The organism is Streptomyces sp. NPDC005803, assembly GCF_040630435.1.
In the GTDB taxonomy this organism is placed as follows: domain Bacteria; phylum Actinomycetota; class Actinomycetes; order Streptomycetales; family Streptomycetaceae; genus Streptomyces.
The window spans coordinates 238,406-263,976 of the sequence record NZ_JBEXXO010000011.1 but is presented as its reverse complement, the minus strand read 5'-3'; the positions used below and the strand labels follow the sequence as shown (position 1 = coordinate 263,976).

Annotated in this window: 24 protein-coding genes; 19 read left to right on the top strand and 5 right to left on the bottom strand. The window is 70.9% G+C overall.

From position 1 onward, the window contains the following. Positions 1 to 348 (bottom strand): maleylpyruvate isomerase N-terminal domain-containing protein (locus tag ABZ454_RS18195; RefSeq protein ID WP_359539083.1); only part of this gene is annotated, 348 nt, incomplete at its 3' end. Positions 349 to 359: 11 nt separating this feature from the next. After that, a complete protein-coding gene (locus ABZ454_RS18190; protein WP_359539080.1) occupies positions 360 to 1,691 on the bottom strand; it encodes a HEAT repeat domain-containing protein in 1,332 nt (443 codons plus the stop codon). Between the two features lie 401 nt (positions 1,692 to 2,092). Between ABZ454_RS18190 and ABZ454_RS18185 the strand changes: the two genes are divergently transcribed. Together ABZ454_RS18185 and ABZ454_RS18180 are read left to right on the top strand one after the other, a co-directional pair. Continuing rightward, complete coding sequence (locus ABZ454_RS18185) at positions 2,093 to 4,792, top strand: cellulose binding domain-containing protein (RefSeq protein ID WP_359539078.1); 2,700 nt, start codon at positions 2,093 to 2,095, stop codon at positions 4,790 to 4,792. 139 nt (positions 4,793 to 4,931) lie between these two features. After that, a complete protein-coding gene (locus tag ABZ454_RS18180; protein WP_356320599.1) occupies positions 4,932 to 5,492 on the top strand; it encodes a hypothetical protein in 561 nt (186 codons plus the stop codon). A 118-nt stretch (positions 5,493 to 5,610) separates the two neighbouring features. Here ABZ454_RS18180 and ABZ454_RS18175 read toward each other — a convergent pair whose 3' ends face one another. After that, entirely contained in the window at positions 5,611 to 6,525 is a 915-nt protein-coding gene (locus tag ABZ454_RS18175) for an acyl-CoA thioester hydrolase/BAAT C-terminal domain-containing protein (RefSeq protein ID WP_359539075.1), read from the bottom strand. 19 nt (positions 6,526 to 6,544) lie between these two features. Further along, a complete protein-coding gene (locus ABZ454_RS18170; RefSeq protein ID WP_359539072.1) occupies positions 6,545 to 7,429 on the bottom strand; it encodes an SIS domain-containing protein in 885 nt (294 codons plus the stop codon). 184 nt (positions 7,430 to 7,613) lie between these two features. Between ABZ454_RS18170 and ABZ454_RS18165 the strand changes: the two genes are divergently transcribed. Further along, positions 7,614 to 8,414, top strand: coding sequence for a DeoR/GlpR family DNA-binding transcription regulator (locus tag ABZ454_RS18165; protein ID WP_356320605.1), 801 nt, complete (start codon positions 7,614 to 7,616; stop codon positions 8,412 to 8,414). A 141-nt stretch (positions 8,415 to 8,555) separates the two neighbouring features. Here ABZ454_RS18165 and ABZ454_RS18160 read toward each other — a convergent pair whose 3' ends face one another. Further along, positions 8,556 to 9,785 carry a ricin-type beta-trefoil lectin domain protein gene (locus ABZ454_RS18160; protein ID WP_359539068.1) on the bottom strand — a complete coding sequence of 410 codons (1,230 nt, stop codon included), beginning with the start codon at positions 9,783 to 9,785 and terminating at the stop codon, positions 8,556 to 8,558. Between the two features lie 389 nt (positions 9,786 to 10,174). Between ABZ454_RS18160 and ABZ454_RS18155 the strand changes: the two genes are divergently transcribed. From ABZ454_RS18155 to mmuM, 16 genes are all read left to right on the top strand, one after another. Next, positions 10,175 to 11,185: an ABC transporter permease subunit gene (locus tag ABZ454_RS18155; RefSeq protein ID WP_356320609.1), complete on the top strand. Its 1,011-nt coding sequence runs from the start codon at positions 10,175 to 10,177 to the stop codon at positions 11,183 to 11,185. Then, positions 11,182 to 12,141, top strand: a complete 960-nt coding sequence (locus ABZ454_RS18150; protein ID WP_356320611.1) for a carbohydrate ABC transporter permease — start codon at positions 11,182 to 11,184, stop codon at positions 12,139 to 12,141. The genes ABZ454_RS18155 and ABZ454_RS18150 overlap by 4 nt, the downstream gene beginning before the upstream one ends. Positions 12,142 to 12,196: 55 nt before the next feature. Then, on the top strand, positions 12,197 to 13,837 hold the full coding sequence (locus ABZ454_RS18145; protein WP_359539065.1) for a hypothetical protein: 1,641 nt from the start codon (positions 12,197 to 12,199) through the stop codon (positions 13,835 to 13,837). A 41-nt stretch (positions 13,838 to 13,878) separates the two neighbouring features. Next, positions 13,879 to 15,054 (top strand): Gfo/Idh/MocA family oxidoreductase, encoded by a 1,176-nt coding sequence (locus tag ABZ454_RS18140; protein ID WP_359539063.1) that lies wholly within the window; start codon positions 13,879 to 13,881, stop codon positions 15,052 to 15,054. 129 nt (positions 15,055 to 15,183) lie between these two features. After that, the gene (locus ABZ454_RS18135; protein ID WP_359539061.1) at positions 15,184 to 16,359 is read left to right on the top strand and encodes a ricin-type beta-trefoil lectin domain protein; all 1,176 of its coding nucleotides are present in this window, start codon (positions 15,184 to 15,186) and stop codon (positions 16,357 to 16,359) included. 322 nt (positions 16,360 to 16,681) lie between these two features. Further along, positions 16,682 to 17,680 (top strand): MBL fold metallo-hydrolase, encoded by a 999-nt coding sequence (locus tag ABZ454_RS18130; RefSeq protein WP_359539059.1) that lies wholly within the window; start codon positions 16,682 to 16,684, stop codon positions 17,678 to 17,680. Between the two features lie 62 nt (positions 17,681 to 17,742). Further along, the gene (locus ABZ454_RS18125) at positions 17,743 to 19,104 is read left to right on the top strand and encodes an ATP-binding protein (RefSeq protein WP_359539058.1); all 1,362 of its coding nucleotides are present in this window, start codon (positions 17,743 to 17,745) and stop codon (positions 19,102 to 19,104) included. Further along, positions 19,101 to 19,526: a roadblock/LC7 domain-containing protein gene (locus ABZ454_RS18120; RefSeq protein ID WP_356320623.1), complete on the top strand. Its 426-nt coding sequence runs from the start codon at positions 19,101 to 19,103 to the stop codon at positions 19,524 to 19,526. The genes ABZ454_RS18125 and ABZ454_RS18120 overlap by 4 nt, the downstream gene beginning before the upstream one ends. Continuing rightward, complete coding sequence (locus tag ABZ454_RS18115; RefSeq protein ID WP_359539056.1) at positions 19,523 to 19,876, top strand: DUF742 domain-containing protein; 354 nt, start codon at positions 19,523 to 19,525, stop codon at positions 19,874 to 19,876. Before ABZ454_RS18120 ends, ABZ454_RS18115 begins: the two co-directional genes overlap by 4 nt. Then, positions 19,854 to 20,483 (top strand): ATP/GTP-binding protein, encoded by a 630-nt coding sequence (locus tag ABZ454_RS18110; protein ID WP_359539054.1) that lies wholly within the window; start codon positions 19,854 to 19,856, stop codon positions 20,481 to 20,483. Before ABZ454_RS18115 ends, ABZ454_RS18110 begins: the two co-directional genes overlap by 23 nt. Continuing rightward, a complete protein-coding gene (locus tag ABZ454_RS18105) occupies positions 20,480 to 21,742 on the top strand; it encodes a cytochrome P450 (RefSeq protein ID WP_356320628.1) in 1,263 nt (420 codons plus the stop codon). The genes ABZ454_RS18110 and ABZ454_RS18105 overlap by 4 nt, the downstream gene beginning before the upstream one ends. Before the next feature lie 104 nt (positions 21,743 to 21,846). Next, positions 21,847 to 22,245: a cell division protein SepF gene (sepF, locus tag ABZ454_RS18100; protein ID WP_359539053.1), complete on the top strand. Its 399-nt coding sequence runs from the start codon at positions 21,847 to 21,849 to the stop codon at positions 22,243 to 22,245. A gap of 217 nt (positions 22,246 to 22,462) precedes the next feature. Then, entirely contained in the window at positions 22,463 to 22,822 is a 360-nt protein-coding gene (locus ABZ454_RS18095; protein WP_356320632.1) for a nucleotide pyrophosphohydrolase, read from the top strand. Between the two features lie 125 nt (positions 22,823 to 22,947). Beyond that, positions 22,948 to 23,484, top strand: a complete 537-nt coding sequence (locus tag ABZ454_RS18090; protein ID WP_356320634.1) for a DUF6099 family protein — start codon at positions 22,948 to 22,950, stop codon at positions 23,482 to 23,484. An 89-nt stretch (positions 23,485 to 23,573) separates the two neighbouring features. Next, the gene (locus ABZ454_RS18085) at positions 23,574 to 24,497 is read left to right on the top strand and encodes an LLM class F420-dependent oxidoreductase (protein ID WP_356320635.1); all 924 of its coding nucleotides are present in this window, start codon (positions 23,574 to 23,576) and stop codon (positions 24,495 to 24,497) included. 65 nt (positions 24,498 to 24,562) lie between these two features. Next, the gene (gene mmuM, locus ABZ454_RS18080; RefSeq protein WP_359539050.1) at positions 24,563 to 25,537 is read left to right on the top strand and encodes a homocysteine S-methyltransferase; all 975 of its coding nucleotides are present in this window, start codon (positions 24,563 to 24,565) and stop codon (positions 25,535 to 25,537) included. Positions 25,538 to 25,571: the final 34 nt, after the last annotated feature.

Sequence of the window (25,571 nt, the reverse complement as noted above, 5' to 3'; positions counted from 1 at the left end):
CTCCAGCGCACGGCGTCGCTGCCAGAAGCCCACCGTGTGCGGCGGATGAAACGTCCAGGCGCTCGTACTCGGGTCTGTGCGCAGGGCCGTGAGCAAGGTCGCTGAACTCTCCTCGAACCACCGCAGAAACACTTCGGGATCGCGCGGAGCCGGGGCGGCCTCGTGCTTGCCGTGTTGTTCGGTGACTGCGGCTGCCGCCCATAGATTCGAACTGCCCAGGTGCTCGGCCAGATCACGGAGCGTCCAGTCGCCACAGTGCTCGACGGGTACAGACAGATCACCGTCGAGGCATGCGCGGAAGGCGTCGAGTTCGTCACTCAGGTGCTGCAGCAGTGATTCCGGGTCCATGACCAGCGAACCTAACCCTGCCCACCGACATCGCGCCCCGGACCCGACCCGCCGGACAGACCCGAGGCGGTTCGGGGTCCGTCGGATCTCGCTCCGCTGCCCATCCGCCACCGATAGCGCCGGCCGGCCCCCACGATGTGGTTGTCGGGCCAGGACCGCCAGTCGACCGGCCCCTCGTGCTCGTTGCCCTCCAGGCATCGGGGGTCGTCGCGTTCGGCCAGCCCGTAGACGGCCCAGATGCGCACCATCTGGTCCTCGTCGCCGAGGCGTTCGGCCAGTACGTCCGCGATCTCCCGGGTGTGGCCCTGGTGGCCGGCAAGAAGTGAACACGCGTGTGCCCGTACGTCGTCGTCGGCATCGCGCGTGAGGACGGTCAGTGCCCGCAGCGCCGCGGGGGAGTACGAGCCCTCGGATCGGAGGAGGAGCGAGGTCGCCTCGCGCCGCACCTCCGCGTCCGGGTGGGTGACGTAGGAGAGTCCCACCGCCTCGACTCGGGGATCCGGGGAGTCCGACTCGGACAGGGCACGCAGTACGAGACGGAGGACGGCGGGATCCGTCTCCTCGACGGCCCAGGGGAGGAACATCTCCGGTGCCCGCGGTTCGAAGACGACCGGCCGCGTACCGGCCGACGCCTCCCGCAGAACGATGCCGCGCAGGACGTCCGCGGCGAACAGCCGGTGCAGGGGGTCGGGGTGGGACCGCAGACCCGCGGCGGCCGCCCAGGTCTCCTCGTCGTTCCGGCCGGCGAGAACGTCCACGGCCTCGGACCAGTCGGCGTGGTCCGGATCGGGATGCGCGAGGGCGCGTGCGAGCAGTTCGTCGACGGACTGACGCCGCCCGAACCACTGTTCGAGATTGCTGAGGACCGCGGCGTGCCCGTCGCGCACGGTCAGCCCGCCGAGCGTGACCTCGTCGTAGTCGGTCCACCAGCCGCTGTCCCGCACACGGACCCGGCAGGGCGGCCCCAGGTCGCCCGTTCTGCGCCGCAACTCGGCTACCACACCTGTCTCGTGCCAGTGCCGCGCGCGTGCCAGCAGTTCCGCCCGCACCGTCTCGGTGAGGTGCTCCCCGAGGCCGGGCAGCACCGCGAGAACGACCGAGACCGTGCCGCAGTCGACGGCCCGGAGGAGGGGGGTGGTTCCGTCGGGGAGCGGCCGTTGCGGATCGGCGCCTCCCTCGGTCAGGGCGGAGGCGACCGCTTCGTCGAACGCGGCGATGGCCAGGCAGAGCGCCGGGACGCCCTGCGCGTCGGCCGATTCCGGGTCGGCGCCCGCCTCCAGGAGCCTGCTCACGGCGCCCGCGTCCCCGCTCCGCACCGCATCGATCAATGTGACCTCAGCCATCCACACCCCCCCAGTCGCCCACATGCACGCGGAGGCACCCTAGCCGTCCCTGCCGTACACCCCCGGAGTGAGGACCGGCCGGGCCGGCGGCGACGCCGAAGCGGGGGCGGCCAGGCCGACTTCGCTCGGGGGTAGCCGACATCCTCAACACCGTTGGTCCGTACATCTGTTGGAGGGGGCGTGTCCTCGTCCGTGGCTTCGGGCACGGTGTGACGGGTGAATTGCCTGACGCTGCCGCAATGGTCTCTCGTGAGTCGCGAAGTCATCCGATGAACCCCCTCCCTCACCCTTCTCCCGGCGGGTTCGCGCCGCTACCATCGGGTCGCGAATGGGAGCGCTCCCACATCCATACCCGCCCCGTACCGCCGCTGTCGGCGGTCTCGTTCGGAGAGGACGTTTCCGTGCGCTCAAGCGCCAGACCCCTTGCCGCCCTCCTGGCAGCACTCACTCTCACCGCCGGGCTGTTCGCCGCCGGCGCTCCGGCGTCGGCACGAACCGGTGATGTCGCCCCCGCCACCCAGGCATCCGATGTGTCCCTGGCCGCAGACCCGTACGACTGGAAGAACGTCCGGATCGACGGCGGCGGATTCGTCCCCGGCATCGTCTTCAACCGGTCGGAGAAGAACCTCGCCTACGCCCGTACCGACATCGGCGGCGCCTACCGCTGGGACCAGGCGGGCAAGCGGTGGACTCCGCTGCTCGACTGGGTGGACTGGGACCACTGGGGCTGGTCCGGCGTGGTGAGTCTCGCCTCCGACTCGGCCGACCCGGACAATGTGTACGCCGCCGTGGGCACGTACACCAACGGCTGGGACCCGACCAACGGCGCGGTCCTGCGCTCCTCGGACCGGGGCGCCAGCTGGAAGGCCGCCACCCTGCCCTTCAAGCTCGGCGGGAACATGCCGGGCCGCGGCATGGGTGAGCGCCTCGCGGTCGACCCGAACAAGAACTCCGTGCTGTACCTGGGCGCGCCCAGCGGCAAGGGCCTGTGGCGCTCCACCGACTCCGGAGTGACCTGGTCGCAGGTGACGGCCTTTCCGAACCCGGGCAACTACGCCCAGGACCCGGCCGACTCCAGCGGCTACGGCAGCGACAACCAGGGCATCGTCTGGGTGACCTTCGACGAACGCACCGGGAGCGCGGGCAGCGCGACCAAGGACATCTACGTCGGCGTCGCCGACAAGGCGAACACCGTCTACCGCTCCACGGACGGCGGTGCCACCTGGTCGAGGATCGCCGGACAGCCGACCGGATACCTGGCCCACAAGGGCGTACTGGACTCCGCGAACGGCTACCTGTACCTGTCGCTGAGCGACACCGGCGGCCCGTACGACGGAGGCAAGGGACGGATCTGGCGCTACACCACCGCGACCGGTGCGTGGAAGGACGTCAGCCCGGTCGCCGAGGCGGACACCTACTACGGGTTCAGCGGACTGACCGTGGACCGGCAGCACCCCGGCACCCTGATGGCGACCGCGTACAGCTCCTGGTGGCCGGACACCCAGATCTTCCGCTCCACGGACAGCGGGGCGACCTGGACCCAGGCCTGGGACTACAGCAGCTACCCGAACCGCACCAACCGCTTCACCCAGGACGTCTCCTCCGTGCCCTGGCTGACCTGGGGCGCCAACCCGACGCCGCCGGAGACCTCGCCCAAGCTGGGCTGGATGACGGAGGCGCTGGAGATCGACCCGTTCGACTCGAACCGCATGATGTACGGCACCGGCGCCACGGTCTACGGCACCGAGAACCTCAAGAACTGGGACTCCGGCAGCCAGTTCAAGATCACCCCCATGGTGAAGGGACTTGAGGAGACGGCCGTCAACGACCTGGCGAGCCCGCCGTCCGGCGCCCCCCTGCTCAGCGCGCTCGGCGACATCGGGGGCTTCCGGCACACCGATCTCGACGCCGTGCCGGGCATGATGTTCACCTCGCCCAACCTCACCTCGACCACCAGCCTCGACTTCGCGGAGAGCAGCCCCAGCACGGTCGTACGGGTCGGAAGCGCCGACGCCGCCCCGCACATCGGGTTCTCCACGGACAACGGGTCCAACTGGTTCCAGGGCTCCGAGCCCTCCGGAGTCACGGGTGGCGGCACGGTCGCCGCGGCGGCCGACGGCAGCGGATTCGTGTGGAGCCCGGAGGGTGCGGGCGTGCACCGCACCACCGGGTACGGGAGTTCGTGGTCGGCCTCCACCGGCATTCCGGCCGGGGCGACCGTCGAGTCGGACCGTAAGAACCCGAAGAAGTTCTACGGGTACAAGGCGGGCACCTTCTACGTCTCGACGGACGGCGGCGCCACCTTCGCCGCGATGGCGTCGAGCGGTCTGCCCACCGAGGGCAACGTGCGGTTCAAGGCGGTGCCGGGCGCCGAGGGCGATGTGTGGCTCGCGGGCGGCAGCGCGACCGGCGCCTACGGGCTCTGGCACTCCGCCGACTCGGGCGCCACGTTCACCAAGCTGTCCGGGATCGAGCAGGCGGACTCGGTCGGCTTCGGCAAGGCGGCCGCGGGGGCCTCGTACCAGACGCTGTTCGTCACCGCGAAGATCGGCGGCGTGCGCGGGGTCTTCCGTTCCACGGACGCGGGTACGACCTGGACCCGGATCAACGACGACGCGCACCAGTGGGGCTGGATCGGCGCCTCGATCACCGGTGACCCGAGGGTCTACGGGCGGGTGTACCTCTCGACCAACGGGCGCGGCATCATGTACGGCGACGCCCCGGACGGCACCGACCCCGGCACGGACCCCGGCACCGACCCGGGGAACCCGCCCGGGGACGCGGCCTGTTCGGTGACGTACAAGGTCACCAACCAGTGGTCCGGCGGTTTCCAGGCCGATGTGACGCTGACCAACACCGGGACCGCCGCCCTGGACGGCTGGAAGGTGGGCTGGACCTTCGCGGACGGACAGAAGGTCAGTCAGATGTGGAACGCGACCCCCGCGCAGGACGGGGCGAAGGTGACGGCCGCCAGCATTTCCTGGAACGGCAAGGTGGCGCCGGGCGCCTCGGTGGGCTTCGGCTTCACCGGCACCCTGACGGGCGGTAACACCGTACCGGCGGCGTTCACGCTGGGCGACGAGGCCTGCTCCACCGGCTGACCGACGGGCGCAGGGGGGACGGGGGAGGGGCGGGCCGAGTGGGTCGGCCCGCCCCGTGCCGTGTTCCGGCCCGGCAGGCGGCGGTGGCCGACACGCGCCTCACTGGCCCCGTACAGGTTCGTCGGCCATACTGCCCGCCGTGGAGCAGCGCATAGATCCGAACACTCAGCCCGCGTACGCCGCAGGGACAGACCCGGCGTACATCCCTGGTCTCACGGCCCCCCGAACCGCCGCGAAGGCGGACGGGGGACCGGAGCGGACCGAGGAGCCCGCACCCGAGGGTGACGCGCCCGACGACGCCGCCGTGGAGGCCGCACCCGGGGATGCCGCGCCCGAAGGCGAGCCGGCCGCCCGGACGGTGGCGGACGACGAGGAGGACGAGAACGAGAACGAGGACGGGACCGGGGAAGGGGTCGCGGGTGGCCCGTCGTTCGAGGTGAGCGACCGACGCGGGTCGATCTCCGCGGACCGCACGGGCATCCGGTTCACCCTGGACGACCAGGAGGCCGACTTCCACTGGGACGAGATCGGCGCCGTCGAACTGAAGCCGGCCCGGTTCGGCCGCCGGTTCACGGTCACGGTCCACATGTCGAGCCGCCGCTGGTTCAACGCCGAGGTCGAGGCGCCCGCCAGGAGCAGCCTCAAGGAGTGGACGGAGGGCTTCGACGCGGTCCTGGACGCCTACTTCGAGGAGTCCTGAGGCAGCGGGGGCCGGCAGGCCGGACCGGGGCCCTGGAGCGGCCAGGAGGCCGGGGTCCGTACGCCGGGCCGGGGCCGTGGGCCCGGTGGCACGGCCGCCGTGCCCGGGACCTCGGCCCTCACGCGTGCGTGTCGTGACCGGGCGGCCGTCCGCAACCGCCGGTGCCGAGCAGCGCTTCGAGCAGGTGCGGCCACGCCTGCGCGCCGAGCGCGGCGTCGGCGGCGGGTGAACCTCCGTACCGGAAGCGGTCGGACGGGGCGGCAGGCCCCTCGCCGGGCAACCGGGGCCGGTGTCCCGCGTCGGCGCGCGTGATCAGACGTACGGGAAGGCCGGCCGCCCTGCGGCGGGCGGCCAGTTCCCCGGCGAACCGCAGGGACGGCCACATCAGGTCGTCGCCCCCCGCGACCAGCACGACCTCGGTGCCGGGCCCGCCCACCGGGACCGACGCGGCCGGGACGCGGTCGGCGGAGGTCCCCAGGCTCTGCTCGTACCAGCCGAGAACCGAGACGGGCGCGCCGTCCGGTTCGGCGGGCGTCCAGGCGTCGTCGTAGGGCACGAACGGCAGGGGCTCGCCCCGCCAGGTCCAGGAGGACCGGTGCGGTCGCGTTCGGCCGTCGCGGCCCGGTCCCACGTTCGCCCAGGTCACCGAGGTGGGCGAGAGGGCTACGACGGCGTCGACGCCGTCGTGGAGACCGGCCAGGTGCAGGGCCGCCTCGGCGCCCTTGGAGGCGCCCAGGACGCCGATGCGCCGCGCGCCCGCCGTGCGCAGCCACTCGATCGCGGACACGAGGGTCTCCAGGGGGACTTCGCAGATGCCCGGTGGCTGCCCCGGGCCGCCGAACCAGCGCACCGACAGGGCGGTCACGCCTTCCCGGGCCAGCAGCCGGCACCGCTCGTCCTCGATCCGGCCACTGGACCCGGCCAGGACGAGCACGCCTGCGCTGCCGCCGTCCACGGGAGCGGCGAGGAAGCCGGTCCAGGCGTCCGCGCCGGCACCCGGTCCGGCCCGCACGGTGCGTTCCGCGATATCCATGTGCGGGTCAGTATCCGGCTCAGGCTTCCGCCAGGACCACCGAACGGGTCAGGTGGCGCGGGCTGTCCGGGTCCAGGCCGCGGGCGGCGGCGCGGGCGATGGCCAGGCGCTGGACCCGGACCAGTTCGGCCAGCGGGTCCAGGCCGCTCTCGACCCACCGGGCGCCGGTGGCGAGGACCTGCTCGCGCAGGCCCTCGGGGGCGGCGCCGAACGTCCACGTCGCGGTGCCGGTGGTGGCGATGCTGATGGGGCCGTGGCGGTACTCCATCGCGGCGTACGCCTCCGTCCAGGACAGCGAGGCCTCCTTCATCTTCAGTGCGGCCTCGTTGGCGAGACCGGCCGTCCAGCCGCGGCCGAGGAAGGTGAACTGGGTGCAGTCCAGCAGTCCTTCGGGCAGCGGCTCGGCCAGCGCCGTCTCCGCGTCCCGGACCACGGCGTCGGTGTGCAGACCGAGATGGGCGCGGAGCAGTGTCAGCAGCGTGGTGGCGAACCGGGTCTGCACGACGGAGCGCTCGTCCGCGAAGTCGAGGACCACGACGGCGTCGGCGGACGTCATCACCGGGGTGTCCGGGTCGGCGGTGACGGCCACGGTGGGGGTGGTCCCGCGCAGCCGGTCGAGCAGTTCGAGCACCTCCGTGGTGGTGCCGGAGCGGGTGAGGGCGACGACGCGGTCGTAGCGGCGGCGGGAGGGGAACTCCGAGGCGGCGAAGGCGTCGGACTCGCCCTGCCCGGACTCCTCACGGAGCGATGCGTATGCCTGAGCCATGTAGAACGAGGTGCCGCAGCCGACCACGGCGATGCGCTCCCCGGGGGCCGGCAGTGCGGCGGCATGACTCGCGGCGAGGTCCGCGGCGCGACGCCAGCAGTCCGGCTGACTGGCTGTCTCGATCTCGACGAATGACATTCTGCACTCCGTACGGGTGAGGGGATGCTCGTTTACGCACGTTATACGGGAGGTGCAAGCATTATCAAGCATAAATCTTGCAGAAGGCTTGACTCGGTGGAGCCTTGTGCGACGCTTGCGCGAGTCCGGTGACCGTACCCAAGGGGATGGGTACACGCAGCCCGGACCTGTAAGGAGAGTTCTCTTGTCCAGGGATGCCAGGTGGAACGCACTGCTGGAACTCGTGGGTAAGCACGGCCGGGTGGACGTCGAGGACGCCGCCAGGACGCTGGACGTCTCGGCCGCCACCATCCGCCGGGATCTGGACCAGCTTGCCGAGCAGCACCTGCTCACCCGCACGCGTGGCGGCGCCGTCGCGCACGGTGTCAGCTACGAGCTGGCGCTGCGCTACAAGACGGGGCGCAACGCGCCGGAGAAGCAGGCCATCGGCCGCGCCGTCGCCGAACTGGTCGCGGTCGGCGAAGTGGTGGGGCTGACCGGCGGCACCACCATCACGGAGGTGGCCCGGTCGCTCGCCGTGCGCTCGGACCTCGTGGGGGACGGCGTGACGGGAGCGGGCGGCCAGCCGACGCTGACGGTGGTCACCAATGCCCTCAACATCGCCAACGAGCTGGTGATCCGGCCGCAGATCAAGATCGTGGTGACCGGCGGTGTGGCCAGGCCCCAGTCGTACGAGCTGACGGGCCCGCTGGCCAGTGGCGTACTCGGCGAGATAACGCTGGACGTCGCCGTCCTGGGCGTCAACGCCATCGACACCGAACGCGGCGCCTACGTCCACCACGAGGGGGAGGCCAGCATCAATCGGCTGCTCGCCCAGCAGGCGCAGCGCGTGGTGGTGGCGGCCGACTCCTCGAAGATCGGCAAGCGTGCCTTCGCCCGTGTCTGCGACCTCGGGGCGGTCGACTTCCTGGTCACGGACAAGGGGATCACGTCCGAGGCGGCCGCCCGGTTCGCGGAGGCCGGCGTCACCGTCATCACCGTCTGACCCGGCCCGGCCGGGCCGAGGCCGGGCAGGGCGAGCGCGGCAGAGCGGTGCGGGCGGCGGGCGAGCCGGGTGCCCGGATCCGCGCACGGTCCGCGAAGGGCGGGCCGCCGCAGCGTGGGCGGCCCGCCCTTCGTTCGCGTGTCAGCCGCGCGGTGCGGTCCACGCCTGGTCGGCCTTGCCGGTGCAGTCGCGGAGTTCGACGCGGTGTCCGGTCTCCTGCCCGCCCGGGGCGTACAGGCACTGGCCGGTCGCGTCGTTCACGAGCGAGCCGCCGCTCCCGTACGTCCAGGTCGTCAGCGGGCCCGGCGTACCCGCACAGGTGGTGATGGTGACCGGGACCTTCTTGCCGTCCCCGGCCTCGTCCGGTGCGGCGGTCAGGCAGAAGTTGTTCACCAGGCGCAGCGTCCGGTCCGCGCCGTGCACCCAGCCCTGGTCGGTGCGCCGGTGGCAGGACTCCACGACCGCGGGACGGTTCTCGTCGGCGGCCAGATCCGTGTCCTCGGCCCATTCGAGCTGGGCGAAGTCCACGCCCCGCACGTCCAGGCAGTTGCCCGCCCGGTTGGTCACCGCTTCCCGGGGGGAGTTGCCGATGCCCAGCACCTGCTCGCCGCCCCGGGGGCCGATCGTGCTGGTGACGTTGGCGCAGTCGCCGTTGTCCTCGGGGCGTGTGGCGGTGGCGGTGACCTGGGCGCCGTCCAGGGCCGTGGCCGTGGGGAGGCCGAACGTGGACGCGCTGTAGGGCTGCTGCAGGCAGGTGGAGCGGGTCATGCTCCACTCGTAGTACTCGACCCAGTCGACCATGCCGGCCGTCTTGACGCCGGTCGCCGGAGTCAGGATGCTGCCCAGCTTGAACGACGTGTGGGACGTGGTGTCCTCGACGGTGGCGCCGAACCAGCCCCCGCCCTCCGAGGCCACGGTGAACGCGTAGGTGTGGCCGGCCTTCCACGGCACGTTCATCCGGCAGCTGTAGCCGGTGCCCTCACCGCCGAAGTCCTGGCACCAGCTGCCCTCGGTGCCGGGTCTGGCCTGGTTCACGTCCCATACGGAGAAGAGGAACAACTGGTCCTCGCCCCCGTTGTCCTGCATGCCGATGTAGCCGCCGTTCCCCTGGTTGAAGCCGAACTGGTGCGACCAGAAGGTGTGCGAGGTGAAGCCGGGGTCGGCTGTGACCGTGGTGCTCCACGTCACGGACGACAGGTCCGGGGTACCGGCGGGGAAGGTGTAGTGCGTGTACGTGCCGGGGGTGTCTCCCCAGCCGTCCTCGTTGGCGACTGCCGTGTCCGCCGTGGACATGCCTAGGCCAACTGCCAGTGCCAGCGCCGTCACGGCGCTGCCGACGACGCGGCCGAGGGTGGTCGTACGAAAGCGCATCCGGGCTTACCCACCTCTGATTGCGAATGTTGATAGATGTGCTCGATCGTGCAAGGCCGAGCACGCGGATGCATCCTGGACCTGTCGTGAACCTGCTGGCAAGAGGTTCCGTGACCCCGGTTGGAGCGCTCCGGTGCCCCGAACACGCCTGGACGAGCCCGCCTTCGGGGCATCAATATGCTCAAAGCGGACTATTCTCATGGCTTTTCTATGTCTATAGATGTTCGTTACCTCTGCGAAATGAACAACTCTTGCCATCGCGGTGCACCGTCGTGAACTATGTGGCCTGTCGCCGCGAAGGAGCAGTGGCCGAGCCCACCGGGCTGCGCGCCACCTCCACGTATGCGGGACGCTCTCTCGCTCCACCAGCTCTGGAGGTGCCTGTGACGATGGCAGATGTGCCGGTCACAGCGGTGCGGTCGCCCGCGCCGCAGCCCCGCGACCCCGACGACGCGGACCGCTCCGCCGGGAGCAAGGGCAGGAAGAAGCGAATACGGCCTCCGCTCCGGTCCCGCCTGAGACGGGACCGGTCACTCCTGCTTCTCTGCCTGCCGGGCGTGCTGTACTTCGCGCTCTTCTTCTACCTGCCGCTCGCGGGCAACGTCATCGCCTTCCAGGACTACCAGCCGTTCCTGGGCTTCAAGCAGAGCCCGTTCGTCGGCCTCGCGAACTTCACCGCACTGCTCGCCGAACCGGAGTTCTGGAGCGCGGTCTCCAACACGCTCCAGATCACGGCGATCCAGCTGCTGCTCTACTTCCCGGCACCCATCGCCCTGGCGCTGCTGCTCAACTCGCTCATCAGCGAGAAGGTCAAGCGGTTCATCCAGACCGTCGTGTACCTCCCGCACTTCCTGTCCTGGGTCGTCGTCGTCGCGATGTTCAAGCAGGTGCTCGGCGGGGCGGGTTCGGTCACCACGCTGCTGATGGAGCACGGGGTGAGCATCGGCAACGTGATGACGGACCCCGGCACCTTCAAGCTGCTGATCACCGCCCAGTCCATCTGGAAGGACTGCGGCTGGGGCACGATCATCTTCCTGGCGGCCATCGCCTCGATCGACGTGGGCCAGTACGAGTCCGCCGCGATGGACGGCGCGGGCTGGCTCCGCCGGATCTGGCACGTCACCCTGCCGGGCATCCGGCCGGTGATCCTGATGCTGCTGATCCTCCGGCTCGGCGACATCCTCTCGGTCGGCTTCGAGCAGATCATCCTGCAGCGCGACGCCGTCGGTCCGGACGCCTCCGAAGTCATGGACACCTACGTCTACTTCCACGGCGTCGTCGACGGCGACTGGGGCATGAGCACCGCCGCCGGTCTGATGAAGGGCGTCATCGGATTCGCCCTCATCCTCGCCGCCAACAAGCTGGCCCACCGCTTCGGCGAGCAGGGAGTCTACCGATGAGTCAGCAGTCCGTCGCGACCCGGCTGCGCCGCGCGCGGTTCGGCCCCGGGGGCGGCACGCGCCCCCGCGCCTCCCACGGCAGACCGCCGTGGATGGAGCGGCCCCACTGGTACGGACAGGGTGCGAAGGCAGCGGCTCTGGTCGCCCTCACCGTGATCGTGCTCTACCCGTTCGTCCTCGCCATCGGCACCAGCCTGGCCGGCCGCGAGGAGCTCAACGCCAACGGCGGTTACGTGCTGCTGCCGCACCACCCGACGCTGGAGGCCTACCGGGTCATCCTCTCCGGCGGGATCGTCACCCAGGCGGCGCTGGTCTCCATCTTCATCACGCTGATCGGCACCGCGCTCAGCCTGGCGTGCACCGTGATGATCGCCTACGGCACCTCGCGGCCCGGCACGGTCCTCGGCAAGCCGATCCTGCTGCTGGTGCTGGGCACGTTCCTCTTCGCCCCCGGCATCATCCCGACGTATCTGGCGGTCCAGCAGTTCAAGATGCTGGACACGTATGCCTCACTGATCCTTCCGGTGCTGCTCAACGCGTTCAACATCGTGGTCGTCCGCTCCTTCTTCCAGAGCATCCCCGAGGAGCTGTACGACGCCGCGCGGATCGACGGCGCCGGTGAGGTCACGGTCCTCTTCCGGATCGTCCTCCCGCTGTCCAAGGCGGTCCTCGCGGTGGTCGGCCTGTTCTACGCGGTCGGGTACTGGAACAGCTTCTTCAACGCGGTGCTCTACCTCAACGACTCCAGCAAGTTCCCCATCCAGGTGATCCTGCGCAGTTACGTGCTGAACGGGCAGAGCATCAACGCCTCGGCCATGGGCGTCCACGCGGTGCCGCCCGCGACCTCCCTGCAGATGGCCGTGCTGATCATCGCCATCGTGCCCATCTTCTGCGTCTATCCCTTCCTGCAGAAGTTCTTCGTCAAGGGCGTCCTCACCGGGGCGATCAAGGGCTGATCCGCCCACCCCCGGCTCGCCACGCCCACGCACCTCACACACTTCAAGGAGCCCCATGTCCACCCACATGTCCCGGCGCGGTTTCATGGGCGCCGCGGGAATCGCCGGTCTGACCGTGGCGGGTCTCTCGACCCTGAGCGCCTGCGGCAGCGGTGCCACGGTCAGCAAGGGCGGCGCCAAGGCGTCGGCCAAGCTCAAGCTCCCGACGTACGTGGCCGCGCAGACCGCCCCCGCGGACCTGGCCGGCAACGCCGCGGGTCTGGACGCCACATACCTGCGCTACCCCAAGGCCCTCACCAGGTCGGTGGCCAAGGCGCCCGGTGACGGCAGCCGCATCACGGCCCTCACCGAGACCTTCACGACCCCCGCTCCGCCGCAGGCCAAGAACGCCTACTGGCAGGAGCTGAACAAGCGCCTCGGCGCGCAGTTCGACATGACGATCGTCGTGGACCAGGGCGTCGACGCCTACCTCACCAAGTTCAACGCGATGATGGCCGGCGGCGACATACCCGACCTGGTCTGGTTCCCGCCGAACCAGGGCATCCAGCGCGTGCCCGAGCTGCTGGACGCCAAGTTCCACGACCTCACTCCGTACCTCTCGGGCGACGCGGTGAAGGCGTACCCCAACCTGGCCAACCTGCCGACCACCGCCTGGAAGACCGCGGTGGTCAACGGCAAGATCCGCGGGGTCACCGTGGCCTACGGCTCCATGGGCCAGGTCTACGTCGTCAACCAGGACTTCTGGAAGCCGGTCGGCGGCGCCGAGTTCAGCAGCGCCGAGGACTTCCTCGCCAAGGGCAAGGAGCTCCTGGACGCCAAGCGCAACAAGTACGTCCTGGAGCCGGCGTACGTGAACCACATCGGCATGTTCGGCCAGTGGTTCGGCGCGCCCAGCGGCTGGCGGCTGGAGGGCGGCAAGCTGACGCACATGTACGAGACGGAGGAGTACCAGGAGGCACTGGCGTTCGGCGTCAAGGTGGCGAAGGCCGGTCTCTTCTGGCCCGACCCCAACCTCAGCACCACGATGGAGAAGATGGCGCAGGGCTCCCTCGGCGCCTATGTGCAGTCCTTCCCGAGCTTCCTGGTGGACGCCAAGACGTACGACTTCCCGTTCGGCGTCATCGTGCCCTTCGCCGCGAAGGCCGGCGCGCAGCCGAGGTACAACATGGGCTACGGCTCGGTCGGTTACACCGCCATCAACAAGAAGGCGGACGCGAAGCGCGTCAAGATGCTGCTGGGCGTCATGGACTACCTGGCCGCCCCGTTCGGCACCGAGGAGCGGCTCTTCCTCGACAACGGCATCGAGGGCAAGCACTTCACCCGCACGGCGAACGGCGACGTCAAGCTCACGGCCAAGGGGAACTCCGAGGCGGTGACCACGGCCATGCCGCTGGCCTTCCTCGCCGCGGGCCCCGAGTACGTCTACCTGCCGGGCAAGTCGGAGCTGGCCGGAAACATTCACGGCTGGCAGCAGGAGCTCCTCAAGATCAGCCAGACGAACCCGACGAGCGGCCACTTCTCCGACACGAACACCAGCAAGAGCCCTTCGCTCACCACCGCCATGAGCGACTGCCAGAAGGACATCATCGCGGGCCGCAAGCCGCTCTCCGCCTACAAGGAGGAGCTGCGGAAGTGGCGCTCCGGGGGCGGCGACAAGATCCGCGCCGAGTTCGAGGCCTCGCTCGCCGGTAAGTAGTCTCCGCCCGCACGACAGCACCCCCAGAGAAAGGGACTCCCGTGTCAGACCTGCGACTCGGTGTCATCGGACTCGGCCTGCGCCGTTCCATCGCGATGTCCGCCCACCACCCCGGACAGGGATCGGCGATCACCGCCGTCTGCGACCTCGACCCCGAGGTGCGCCGGCGCGAGGCCGAGCGCTTCGCCACCGATGTCGCGGTCGAGGACTACAAGCTGCTCCTCGACCGGGACGACCTCGACGCGATCATCATCGCCACCCCGGACGACACCCACGAGGCCATCGCGATCGACGCCCTCCGCGCCGGCAAGGCGGTCTTCGTGGAGAAGCCGCTGGGCATCACCGTGGAGAGCTGCGACAACGTCCTGCGCGCCGCCTACGAGACCGGGACCCGGCTCTACGTCGGCCACAACATGCGGCACATGGGCGTCGTGCGGCTGATGCGCGACATCATCGCCCGCGGCGACATCGGTGAGCCCAAGGCCGTCTGGGTGCGGCACTTCGTCGGCTACGGCGGCGACTACTACTTTAAGGACTGGCACGCCGACCGGACCCGGACCACCGGTCTGCTCCTCCAGAAGGCCGCGCACGACATCGACGTGCTGCACTGGCTGGCCGGCGGCTACACACGGCGCGTCAACGCGCTGGGCGACCTGCTCGTCTACGGCGGCCTGCCGCGCCGGGAGGCGGACACCCCGCGCCCGGACAACTGGCTGCGCGAGTTCGACTGGCCGCCGACCGCCCGCAAGGACCTGCACCACATCGTCGACGTCGAGGACGTCTCGGTGATGAACATGCAGCTCGACAACGGCGTCGTGGCCGCCTACCAGCAGTGCCACTTCACCCCCGACTACTGGCGCAACTACACCGTCATCGGCACCGAGGGGCGGCTGGAGAACTTCGGCGACGGCCCCGGTGACGAGGTCAAGGTCTGGAACACCGGACCCAGCGGGTACCGCGCCGACGCCGACATTACCTACCGGGTGCCGGAAGCCGGCGGTTCGCACGGCGGAGGCGACACCCGGATCATGGAGGAGTTCTGCCGGTTCGTGCGCGACGGGGGCGTCACCGACACCTCGCCGGTCGCCGCCCGGATGAGCGTCGCCGCCGGTGTCCTCGCGACCCGCTCCCTGCGCGAGGGCGGTGCGCCGTACGACGTGCCCGCGCTCGACCCCGAGCTGGTCGCGTACTTCGAGCGCGGGCAGGTCCGCTCCTAGAGGGATCTGACCGGGAAAGGCCGGACGGGGCCACGGCCCTGTCCGGCGGGTTTCACCGCAAGGAATGCACTGATCCCGGTGCATGCAAGGCAATGATCCCCATCCCCCCATCGGAATCAGGTGCAACGCATGACTCTGCGCCACTTGTTCGCAGCCATCACCGCCACCGCCGCGGCAGCCGCCCTGGCCCTGCTCGGCACGGCCGCCCCCACGCAGGCAGCGGGTATCGGGACGACTCCCGGCACCTACACCAACTACTCCTTCTCCGGTGCTCCGAAGCTGACCGACGTCACCTGGTCCACCACCGTCCTGCACGATCCCGGATACCAGGCGAACGTCTTCTGGAGCCATCAGTTCGGCTTCGACCAGGGCAACGGCGCGTACATAGGGATGCAGTCCAACGGAGGCAAGAGCCGCGTGCTCCTCTTCTCCGTCTGGGACGTCTCCGAGGCCAAGGCCGGCTCCACCGGCAGCTGGTGCGAGGGCTTCGGCGGCGAGGGCGAAGGCATGAGCTGCCGGATGAACCTCGCCTGGACTGCGGGCCACCGTTACACCTTCAAGGTCGCGGCCGAGGGCGACGGCTGGTTCGGCGCCACCGTCGCGGACACCACCACGGGCGCCTCGTACAAGCTCGGCACCATCAAGACCCCGGCCACCGCCATCTCGCCCACCGGGATGGTCGACTGGACCGAGTACTTCGAATGGAACGACTCCCGCGCCACCTGCTACGACCAGCCGTTCAGCGACGTCCGCTTCGGGACGCCCACCGGCAACGGCTCCTCCGTCACCGGCGCGGTCTCGGGCACGTCCAACAGCGGCAACGCGTGCGCGTCCATGACGCGGACCGATGTCGCCGCCGGCTCCACGGTGCAGAACCTCGCGATCGGCAACTCGGCGCGCGGCCCGGTGACGGGTCTGGGCGGGAAGTGCGCGGACGCCCTGGGAGGCGTCTCGAACGGTACGGTCGCCGACCTCTACACCTGTTCGGGCGGCGCCAACCAGGCATGGGTGAGAGCGGCCGACGGCACGCTGCGGCTGCCGTCCGACTACTGCCTCACCGCGGACGGCACGGCCAACGGCGCGGCCGTACGGGTACGTGACTGCGCGGGAACGGGCACGGGCGGAGCCGTCACCGACCCGGCCAGGCAGTGGACGTACAACAGCTCCACACACGCCCTCGTCAACAAGGCGTCGGGCCGGTGCCTGGACGTCCCGGGCAGCGCCACCACGGACGGGACCGCACTCGGCGTGTGGGACTGCCACGGCGGCGCGAACCAGCAGTGGAACGTGCCCGCGACCCCGTAGTACGTGAGCCACCAGCCCCCGGCGGCCGTCTCCAGCGGCCCCGCCGGGGGTTTTCGTCGTCTATTTTCAGCCATGCGCGGTGGGTAATCGACGTCCGCCGGTTTGACGAGGGGTCGCTCCGCATCGGTAAGGAGGGGAAGTGTTTCCGGATGATTTTCGCCGAGAAATCCCGATCATCACCCGCGACACCTGGCTCGATCGCTCTCGTACGGTCACCGGTCGGCCGCCGTCGGCGTGGGAGACAGTCGATTTCACGCCAACAGTGTGGCCCCTTGGCCGGGTTCGAACGCGCGGCCGGATCGCGGTCGGCATAATCGCGTCCATGTCGATCACGGGTGGAGACGTCGTTGACCTGGGCCGGGGCCTGTACGCGTGGCTCCCGCCGAAGCGGGGCTGGGGCCTGGCCAACTGCGGCCTGCTCGTCTCGCCCCGTGGCGCGCTCTGGATCGACACCCCGTACGACACGGCGCTGGCGGGACAGTTCCTGGCCGAGAGCACGAAGCTGCTGCCCGACGGCGTGTCCATCGACCGCGTGATCGTCACGCACGCCAACGGGGACCACTTCTGGGGCGCCGGCGTGCTCCCGGACGCGGAGATCATCGCGACCCGCGAGGCCCGGGAGCACATCCACTACGAGCCCACACCGCAGCAGCAGCACGCCCTGGTCAACGGCAGCGATCCGGCCACCGCGCTCGGCGACTACCTGGGGCGCCACTTCGGCGCCTTCGACTGGTCGCAGACCGACCCGGTCCGGCCGACGACCTACTTCACCGGGGAACTCGAACTGACCTTGGGGGACTACCCCGTCCGGATCACGTCCCTGCCGCCCGCCCACACCACGGGCGACCTCGTGGTGCACCTGGCCGCCCAGGGCGTCGTGTTCAGCGGCGACATCATCTTCTCCTCGTCCCCTCAGCAGCCGGGCGACCACCCGATCCACTGGGCCGGCCCGCTCAGCAATGTGATCGCGGCCTGCGAACAGGTCCTGGCCACCGGCGCCGACACCGTCGTCCCGGGCCACGGACCGGTACTGGACCGGGCCGGCGTACGCGACCACATCGGCTACCTGGAGTACGTACGGGAGCGGGCCCACGCCCTCCACGCCGCCGGCGTGCCCGCCCTGGAGGCGGCCCGCCGACTGATCGCGGAGGGGCGCCACCCCGAACTGGGCCTGCCCGAGCGCCTGGTGGTCACCATCGGCAGCGAGTACCGGGAGCTCGACGGCTCCGCACTCCCCAGCGTGCTCCAGGTCATGACCGACGTGGCCACGGTCGCGAGAGAAGTGGAGCGGGGCCGTGAGACGGCAGGCCCGGCGGACTGACCGCCCGGTCCTTCGCCACCCCGGCCGCAGGACCGACCCGACGACAGAAACGCGGTAACGGCATGGCATGGATCGTGGCGATGATCGCCGTCATAGCCGCCGTGGCGGCGACGGCGCGTTCCTACCGGGCCGCCCGCTCGGAACAGCTGGCCGTGGCCCGCGCCGAACTGGCCGAACGCCAGGCGAAGGCGGCCGAGGTCCGCACCGCGGCCCTCGTCGACGAGATCCGGCAGCTGGCGCGCAAGCGGATCCCGGCCGTCGCGCTGGCCCTCTCCCACCCCAGCGCCCGCGTGCCCGGGCTGCGGGAGGCGGCCGAGGTCGACGGCGGCGCCGCCCGCCTGCTCACCGAGGCCGTGCAGGCGGCCAGGACCGCGGTCATGGAGGAGCGACAGCGCGTCGACGCGGCCGCCCGCGCGGCGATGCGCGGCACCTCAGCCAAGATCCAGTCGCTGCTCAACCAGTCCCAGCAACTGCTGCACGAGCTGCAACACGAGTACGACGACCCGCGCATCCTGCAGCTGGACTTCCGCAACGAACTCGCGCTGCGCCGCACCCAGTCCACCGCCGTGCTCTGCGACGCGTGGCCGGGCCTGGCCCGGCAGAACTCCCCCCTCGTCGAGATCGTTCTCGGCGCACAGTCGCGGGTCGCCGGCTACGAGCGGATCAAGGTGGCCAACCACCTGCGCGACGAGCGGCTCGCGCTCGCCGCCCGTGCCGCCGAACCCCTCGCGATCGCCCTCGCCGAACTGCTCGCCAACGCCACCGCCTACTCGCACCCCGACACCGATGTCCAGGTGACGGTCCAGCAGAGCGGCGGCCGGGGCGCGTTCCTGGTGGTCGACGACGCGGGCATCGGCATGGACGACGACGCGCTGGACCGGGCCCGGGCCCTGCTGGCAGGACCCTCCGAGGTCCTCCTGACCGAGCTGGGCGACCCACCCCAGACCGGCTTCGCCGTCGTCGGCCGGCTGGTCGTGCAGTACGGCTTCCACTGCCACATCGAGGCCTCGCCGTTCGGCGGCATGCGCACGATCCTGCGGGTCCCCGCCCATCTGCTGACCGTGCTGGAGGACGACCACAGCCTGTCCGCGCTGGCCCCCGCGCCCGTGTCGGCGGCCCCCGCCCCGGACCGGTCCGCCGCCCCCTCGCACTCCCGGCCGCAGGAACCGCCGCCCGCCGCGGCGCCTTCCGGGCTCCCCAGCAGACGCCGGCGCGCGCCGCGCCCCGCTCCGGCCGCCACGGCCCCCGCCGCCCCGGCCGCCGGAACGGTGTCCCGTACACCCGAACAGGCCGGGTCTTCCTGGGCGGCCCTCCAGCAGGGCACCCTGATCGGCAGGAGCGTCGCCGGGCGGGCCCCCGCACCGGATTCCGACGGCCACGACCACCTGGGCGACCAGGACGAGCAAGGAGACGACGAGAAGTGAGCACCCCCCGCCCCACCACCGGTGACCTCGCGTGGGTGCTGACCCCGCTGCTGGAACTGCCCGGAGTCCAGCACGCCGTGGTCGCCACCGGCGACGGCCTCGTCGAGGGCGCCTCGCCCGGCCTGGACCGGGCCTCCGGCGAACGGGTCGCCGCGATGACGGCCACCCTGCACGCCGCCGCCCGTGCCTTCACGACCGCGTTCACCAACGCGGAGACCCCGCAACTGGCCCAGACGGTCGTCGAGTCGGACCTCGGCTTCGCCATCGTCGTACCGGCGGGCAAGAACACCACGCTCGCGCTGTTCGCCGAACCCGGTGCCAAACTCGGCGACATCGCCTACCAGATGCAGGTGCAGGTCACCGCGCTGACGCGGGCGATGCACGCGCCGGCCCGCCAACCGGACACCACCGCCCGGCCATGACCGCCGGCCCAGGACGCCGTCTGATCCCCGCCTACCTCGTGACCGCGGGCCGGTCCCGGCCCGCCGGTCCCGCACTCGACCGGCTCGCCGTGCTGGTGCGCACCGAGGAGGCCCTGCCGCAGGACACCGGCTCGGAGCAGCGCAGGCTGTGCGCCCTGCTGGAGCCGGGCGCCCTCACCGTGGTCGAGTGCGCGGCCCATCTGGACCTGCCGGTCAGCGCCACCGTATTCCTGGCCGCGGACCTCGCGGCCGCCGGACTTCTGCTCATGCGACCGCCGATACCCAGTGCCGGGGAGATCGACCGGTCGCTCGTCGAGAGGCTGCTCGTTGGACTCCGCTCCCTCCACTGACCGGACGGACGTCGGCTATCTGCCGGCTGCCGCCCGGACCCTGATGAAGCTCGTCGTCACGGGTCCCTTCGGCGTGGGCAAGACGACCCTGATCCGCACCCTCTCGGAGATCCCCACGCTCCACACCGAAGAGGCGATGACCCAGTCCAGCACCCTGCTCGACGACACGGCCGGACTCCCCGAAAAGACCACGACCACGGTCGCCATCGACTTCGGACGCCTCACCGTCCTGGACGACCTCGTGCTGTACATGTTCGGCACCCCCGGCCAGGAGCGGTTCCTGCCGCTGTGGGAGGACATCGCGCGGGGTGCGCTGGGCGCGCTCGTCCTGGTGGACACCCGCCGGCTCGCGGACTCCTTCGCCGTCATGGACATGGTCGAGGAACAGGGACTGCCGTACGCCGTCGCGGTCAACCGCTTCCCCGACGCGCCCGCCCACAGCGACGAGGTCCTGCGCACCCACCTCGACCTCGCCGCCGGGACGCCGCTGATCCAGTGCGACGCGAGGGAGCGACGCGGCAGCATCGACGCCTTGATCGCGCTGGCCGAGCACGTGCTGAACCGACTGCCGCAGCCCGAGGACCCGCAGCCCGAGGACCCGTCATGACACCGCACCCGCAGCCGCCGCAGCCCCTGGCGCTGTACGGCCCCGACTTCGCGGCCGACCCGCACGGCGCCTACCGCAGCCTGCGGGAACACGGTCCGATCGCGCCGGTCCGGATCGCCCCCGGTGTCGAGGCGATGCTCGTCACCGACTACCAGGCGGCCGTCGACCTGCTGCGCGACACCCACACGTTCAGCAAGGACCCCCGCGCCTGGCAGGCGACGATTCCCGCCGACTCCCCGGTGCTGCCCGTGCTCGGACACCGTCCCACCGCGCTGTTCAGCGACGGCGCGCAGCACGCGCGGTACCGCGAGGCCATCAACGACACCCTCGCCCTGATCGAACCGCACCTCCTGCGGGCCGAGGTGGCCAGGGTCGCGCAACAGCTCATCGGGGCGTTCGCCGCCACCGGCAGCGGCGACCTCATCGCCCAGTACGCCCGGCGGCTCCCCCTGCACGTCTTCGTCACCTGGTTCGGGGTCGATCCGGCCGACGGCGAACGGATCGTCGACGGCATCGGCGGCATGATGAACTCGGCCCAGGGCGCCGCCGCCGCTTATGCCGACCTCGTCGAGGTCGTCACCCGTCTCGTCGAGGACCGGCGCGCCCGTCCGCGCCGCGACCTCACCTCGTACTTCCTGGCGCATCCGGCCAACCTGGACAATGACGAGACTGTGCGGCAGATCACGTTGCTGATGAGCGCGGGCCACGACCCGACGACCAATCTGATCGGCAACGCGATCCTGCACATGCTGACCCACGAGCGGTACGCGGGTTCGCTGCACGGGGGTGCGATGACCGCCCACGAGGCGATCGACGAGGTCCTGTGGCAGGACCCGCCGCTCGCCAATCTGGCGGCGCACTACCCGCGCCACGACACCGAGTTCCACGGGGTCAGGCTGCGCGCCGGACAACTAGTCCTGGTCTCCTTCGGGGCGGCCAACACCCATGCGGAACCGTCCACTTCGGACCCGGGCGTGCGGTCCGGAGGAGGCGCCCATCTGGCCTGGTCGGCCGGTCCCCACCGGTGCCCCGCGAAGCAGCCGGCCCTGCTCATCGCGATGACCGCGATCGAGCAGTTCACCAGTCAGCTGTGCGATGCGGAACTTGCTGTTCCGGTGAACGAACTGCTGTGGCGGCCGGGGCCGTTCCACCGCGCGCTGGTGCATCTTCCGGTACGTTTCACCCCGCTGGACACCAGCGTGTCCGCAGGACCGGAGCGAGAGCCCACAGGGCAGCCGGCGGTTCCGGTCGGTTCCTGACCCGTGTCGCTGGTAGGCCGAACGGGTGAGGGGCGAGAGAATTGCCCGATGAACAGTGAGCGCAGCCGGCGCAACGCCAACCGATGCACAGACGGGGTGGTCCGGTGAGCAGGTACGACAGGTATGACGTCACGGACGAGCAGTGGGAGGGGCTGGCCCAGGTCGTACCTCTGCGCAGTCGCAACGAGTGGCCTTCCCGGGTGGACCACCGCACGGTCCCGGACGAGCGGGAGAGCGCCGAGCAGCGGCGCATGGTGGTGCTCCGGGTCCAGGTCTTCGCGGACGCCCGCGAGGTCGCCGAGTACCTCGTCGCGCAGATTCCGGTACTCCTCGACCTGACCAGCGCGGAGGCCGATGTGGCCAAGCGGATCCTGGACTTCACCAGCGGGGTCGTCTTCGGGCTGAACAGTGGGATGCACCGCGTCGACCGGAACGTCTTCCTGCTGTCGCCCATGGGCATGGAGGTCGAGGGCGTGACGGCGGCTGGCGTACCGGGGGCGTAGCAGGGGTCCCGGCGGGGCCGCCGCGCACCCGCTGCGCCGGGACCGGGTGCGGCCCCGGTACGCCGCCTGCCCGCCGGGCGCCTGACGGGTGGCGGGCCAGGTCCGCCGGCCCCGGGCCACCGGGCCACCGGCCTGCCGGCCCCCATTCGACCGGCCCCCCGGCCTACCGGCCCCCGGGCCCACCGGAGCGGCAGGGCGACGGTGGTAGACCTGAGCCGTGACAGAACTCGATGTACGCACACTCCAGCGACGGCTCACCGCGTTCGCGGCCGCACGCGACTGGGAGCAGTACCACACCCCGAAGAACCTCGCGTCGGCGCTGAGCGTCGAGGCCGCCGAACTGATGGAGATCTTCCAGTGGCTGACGCCGGAACAGTCGGCGCGGGTGATGGAGGACCCCGGCACGGCGCCCAGGGTGGCGGACGAGGTGGCGGACGTTCTCGCCTACCTGCTGCAGTTCTGCGAAGTGCTGGGCATCGATGTGCTGGCGGCGCTGGCGGCCAAGATCGAGCGGAACGAGAAGCGCTTTCCCGTTCCGGAGTCCACCGGACCCGCCGTCCGTCACTCTTCGGAGTGATCGACTTGTGCACAGTTGATTGAGTATCCACAGATTTCCGAAATCCCCTGGCCTTTCGGTACCGCTGCCCTCACTGTGGGTAATGGAAGAGATGAGCGGGTTTTCTCATCGAACGGGGGCAAGGGATGGAAGCGGAGCGGCTTGTAGCAGTCATCCGGAGGGCGCTGGCGCAGAGCCGGGGCACGCCGGACATCATCGCGGAGGCGTGGCAGGCCCAGGCGCTGGCACAGGCGATCGGCAGCCGGCTGGCTGCGGGTGGCCCCAAGGAGTTACGGGGCGAGGCGAGCGGGCTCAGCGAGATCGGCGGACGGAGCAACGGGGCACTGGACCACCCGGCCGCCCGGGCCGGTGTGGCCCGGGCGGCGCAGCTCTCCGAGGTCGCCGACCCGCGAGCAGCCCTGACCGGCCTCGGCGCACTGCTGGGGGAGGTGGGGATAGCCCTGGTCGGGGTGGCGTGCGAGACCGACGAGCAGGGCCTGTACTGGCAGTGCATGGAGGCGATCGACGCCGCCGACGAGTCGACGGACCGGGTGCACGGAATGCTCCGGCTGCTCGACGAGCGTGATCGGGAGCACCAGCAGGACCTGGAGCGCGGCCGGGAGCGGGACGGCCCGCACGGCGTGCTGCACGGACCGGTGGGCCCGGCCGCCGACATCGGCTGAGCGTCCGGCATCCGGGACGCACGGGTGCGGCGGCGTGGGGAGGACCACCTGAGAGGGGTGCGCGGCGTCAGGAGGTGCAGGATGGATGCATGGATCTTCGAATCTTCACCGAGCCCCAGCAAGGGGCCGACTACGACACACTGCTCACCGTCGCGAAGGCGGCCGAAGACCTCGGTTTCGATGCCTTCTACCGGTCCGACCACTATCTGCGCATGGGCCAGGGTGACGGCCTCCCCGGTCCGACGGACGCATGGATCACCCTGGCAGGCCTGGCGCGCGAGACCAAGCGGATCCGCCTCGGCACCCTGATGACGGCGGGGACGTTCCGGCTCCCCGGCGTGCTCGCCATCCAGGTGGCGCAGGTCGACCAGATGTCCGGCGGCCGTGTCGAGCTGGGCCTGGGGGCCGGGTGGTTCGAGCAGGAGCACAAGGCCTACGGCATCCCCTTCCCGAAGGAGAAGTTCGGCCGGCTGGAGGAGCAGCTGGCGATCGTGACCGGTCTGTGGGCCACCGAGGTCGGCAAGACGTTCAGTTACGACGGCACGTACTACCAGCTCACCGACTCGCCCGCGCTGCCCAAGCCCGCGCAGGCCAAGGTGCCCGTGCTCATCGGCGGCCACGGCGCGAAGCGGACGCCACGGCTGGCCGCGCAGTACGCCGACGAGTTCAACATCCCCTTCGCGTCCCTGGAGGACAGCGAGGCACAGTTCGGCCGGGTCAGGGCGGCGGCGGCGGAGGCGGGCCGCGGGCCCGACGAGCTGGTGTACTCCAACGCCCTGGTCGTCTGTGTCGGCAAGGACGACGCGGAGGTGGCGCGCCGCGCCGCCGTCATCGGTCGGGACGTGGCGGAACTGAAGGCGAACGGCCTGGCCGGCTCGCCCGCCGAGGTGGTCGACAAGATCGGCCGGTTCGGCGACATCGGGGCCTCGCGCATCTACCTCCAGGTGCTGGACCTCGACGACCTGGAACACCTGGAGCTGATCTCGTCGCAGGTCCAGTCCCAGCTCACCTGAGACCGGTCCCGCCCCGGCCCGCCCCGGGACGGGGCGGGACCCGCTCACCTGAGAGAGGAGTGTGCGTGTCGCCCGTCCATGATTCCCCCGGATCCGGCCGGCCCGCCGGCCCCCCGTCGCGTTCCCTGGCCGGGGCGCTCGATGCCGGGACCGTTCTGCTCGACGGCGGGCTCTCCAACCAACTGGAGGCGCAGGGCTGCGACCTGTCCGACGCCCTGTGGTCCGCACGGCTGCTGTCCGACGGGCCGGAGCAGATCGAGGCTGCGCACACGGCGTACGTGAGGGCGGGCGCGCAGGTGCTCATCACGGCGAGCTATCAGGCGAGTTTCGAAGGGTTCCGCCGGCACGGGTTCGGGCGGGCGGAGGCGGCCGGGCTCTTCGCCCGCAGCGTGGAACTGGCCCGGCGGGCGGCCGGGGCGGTGGAGCGGGACGTCTGGGTCGCCGCCTCGGTCGGCCCGTACGGGGCGGTGACGGCGGACGGGGCGGAGTACCGGGGCCGCTACGGGCTCACGGTCCGGGAACTGGAGCGCTTCCACCGCCCCCGGATCGAGGCGCTGGCCGCCGCCGGCCCCGATGTGCTGGCGCTGGAGACGGTGCCGGACCTGGATGAGGCGCAGGCGCTGCTGCGGGTAGCGGGGGAGTCCGGGCTGCCCGTCTGGCTCTCCTACACCGTGGCCGGTGACCGGACCAGGGCGGGGCAGCGGCTGGAGGAGGCGTTCTCCCTCGTGCGGGGAAACGAACAGGTGGTGGCGGCCGGGGCGAACTGCTTCGATCCGGACGACGTGGTCGGGGCGGTCCGGGTTTCGGCGGAGGTGACGGGGAAGCCGGTCGTGGTCTATCCGAACAGCGGGGAACGCTGGGATGCGAAGGGGAGGACGTGGGCCGGGGGTGCCACGTTCGATCCCGGACAGGTCCGGGCCTGGCAGGACACCGGCGCGCGGCTGGTCGGCGGCTGCTGCCGGGTCGGCCCGCCCGTCATCGCGGAACTGGCCGCACTGCTCGGCAAAGGAGGGAGGACAACCGAGCCGGTGGAGGGATGAAAATGCCTGGTGAGGGCGAGTGAACGGGACCATA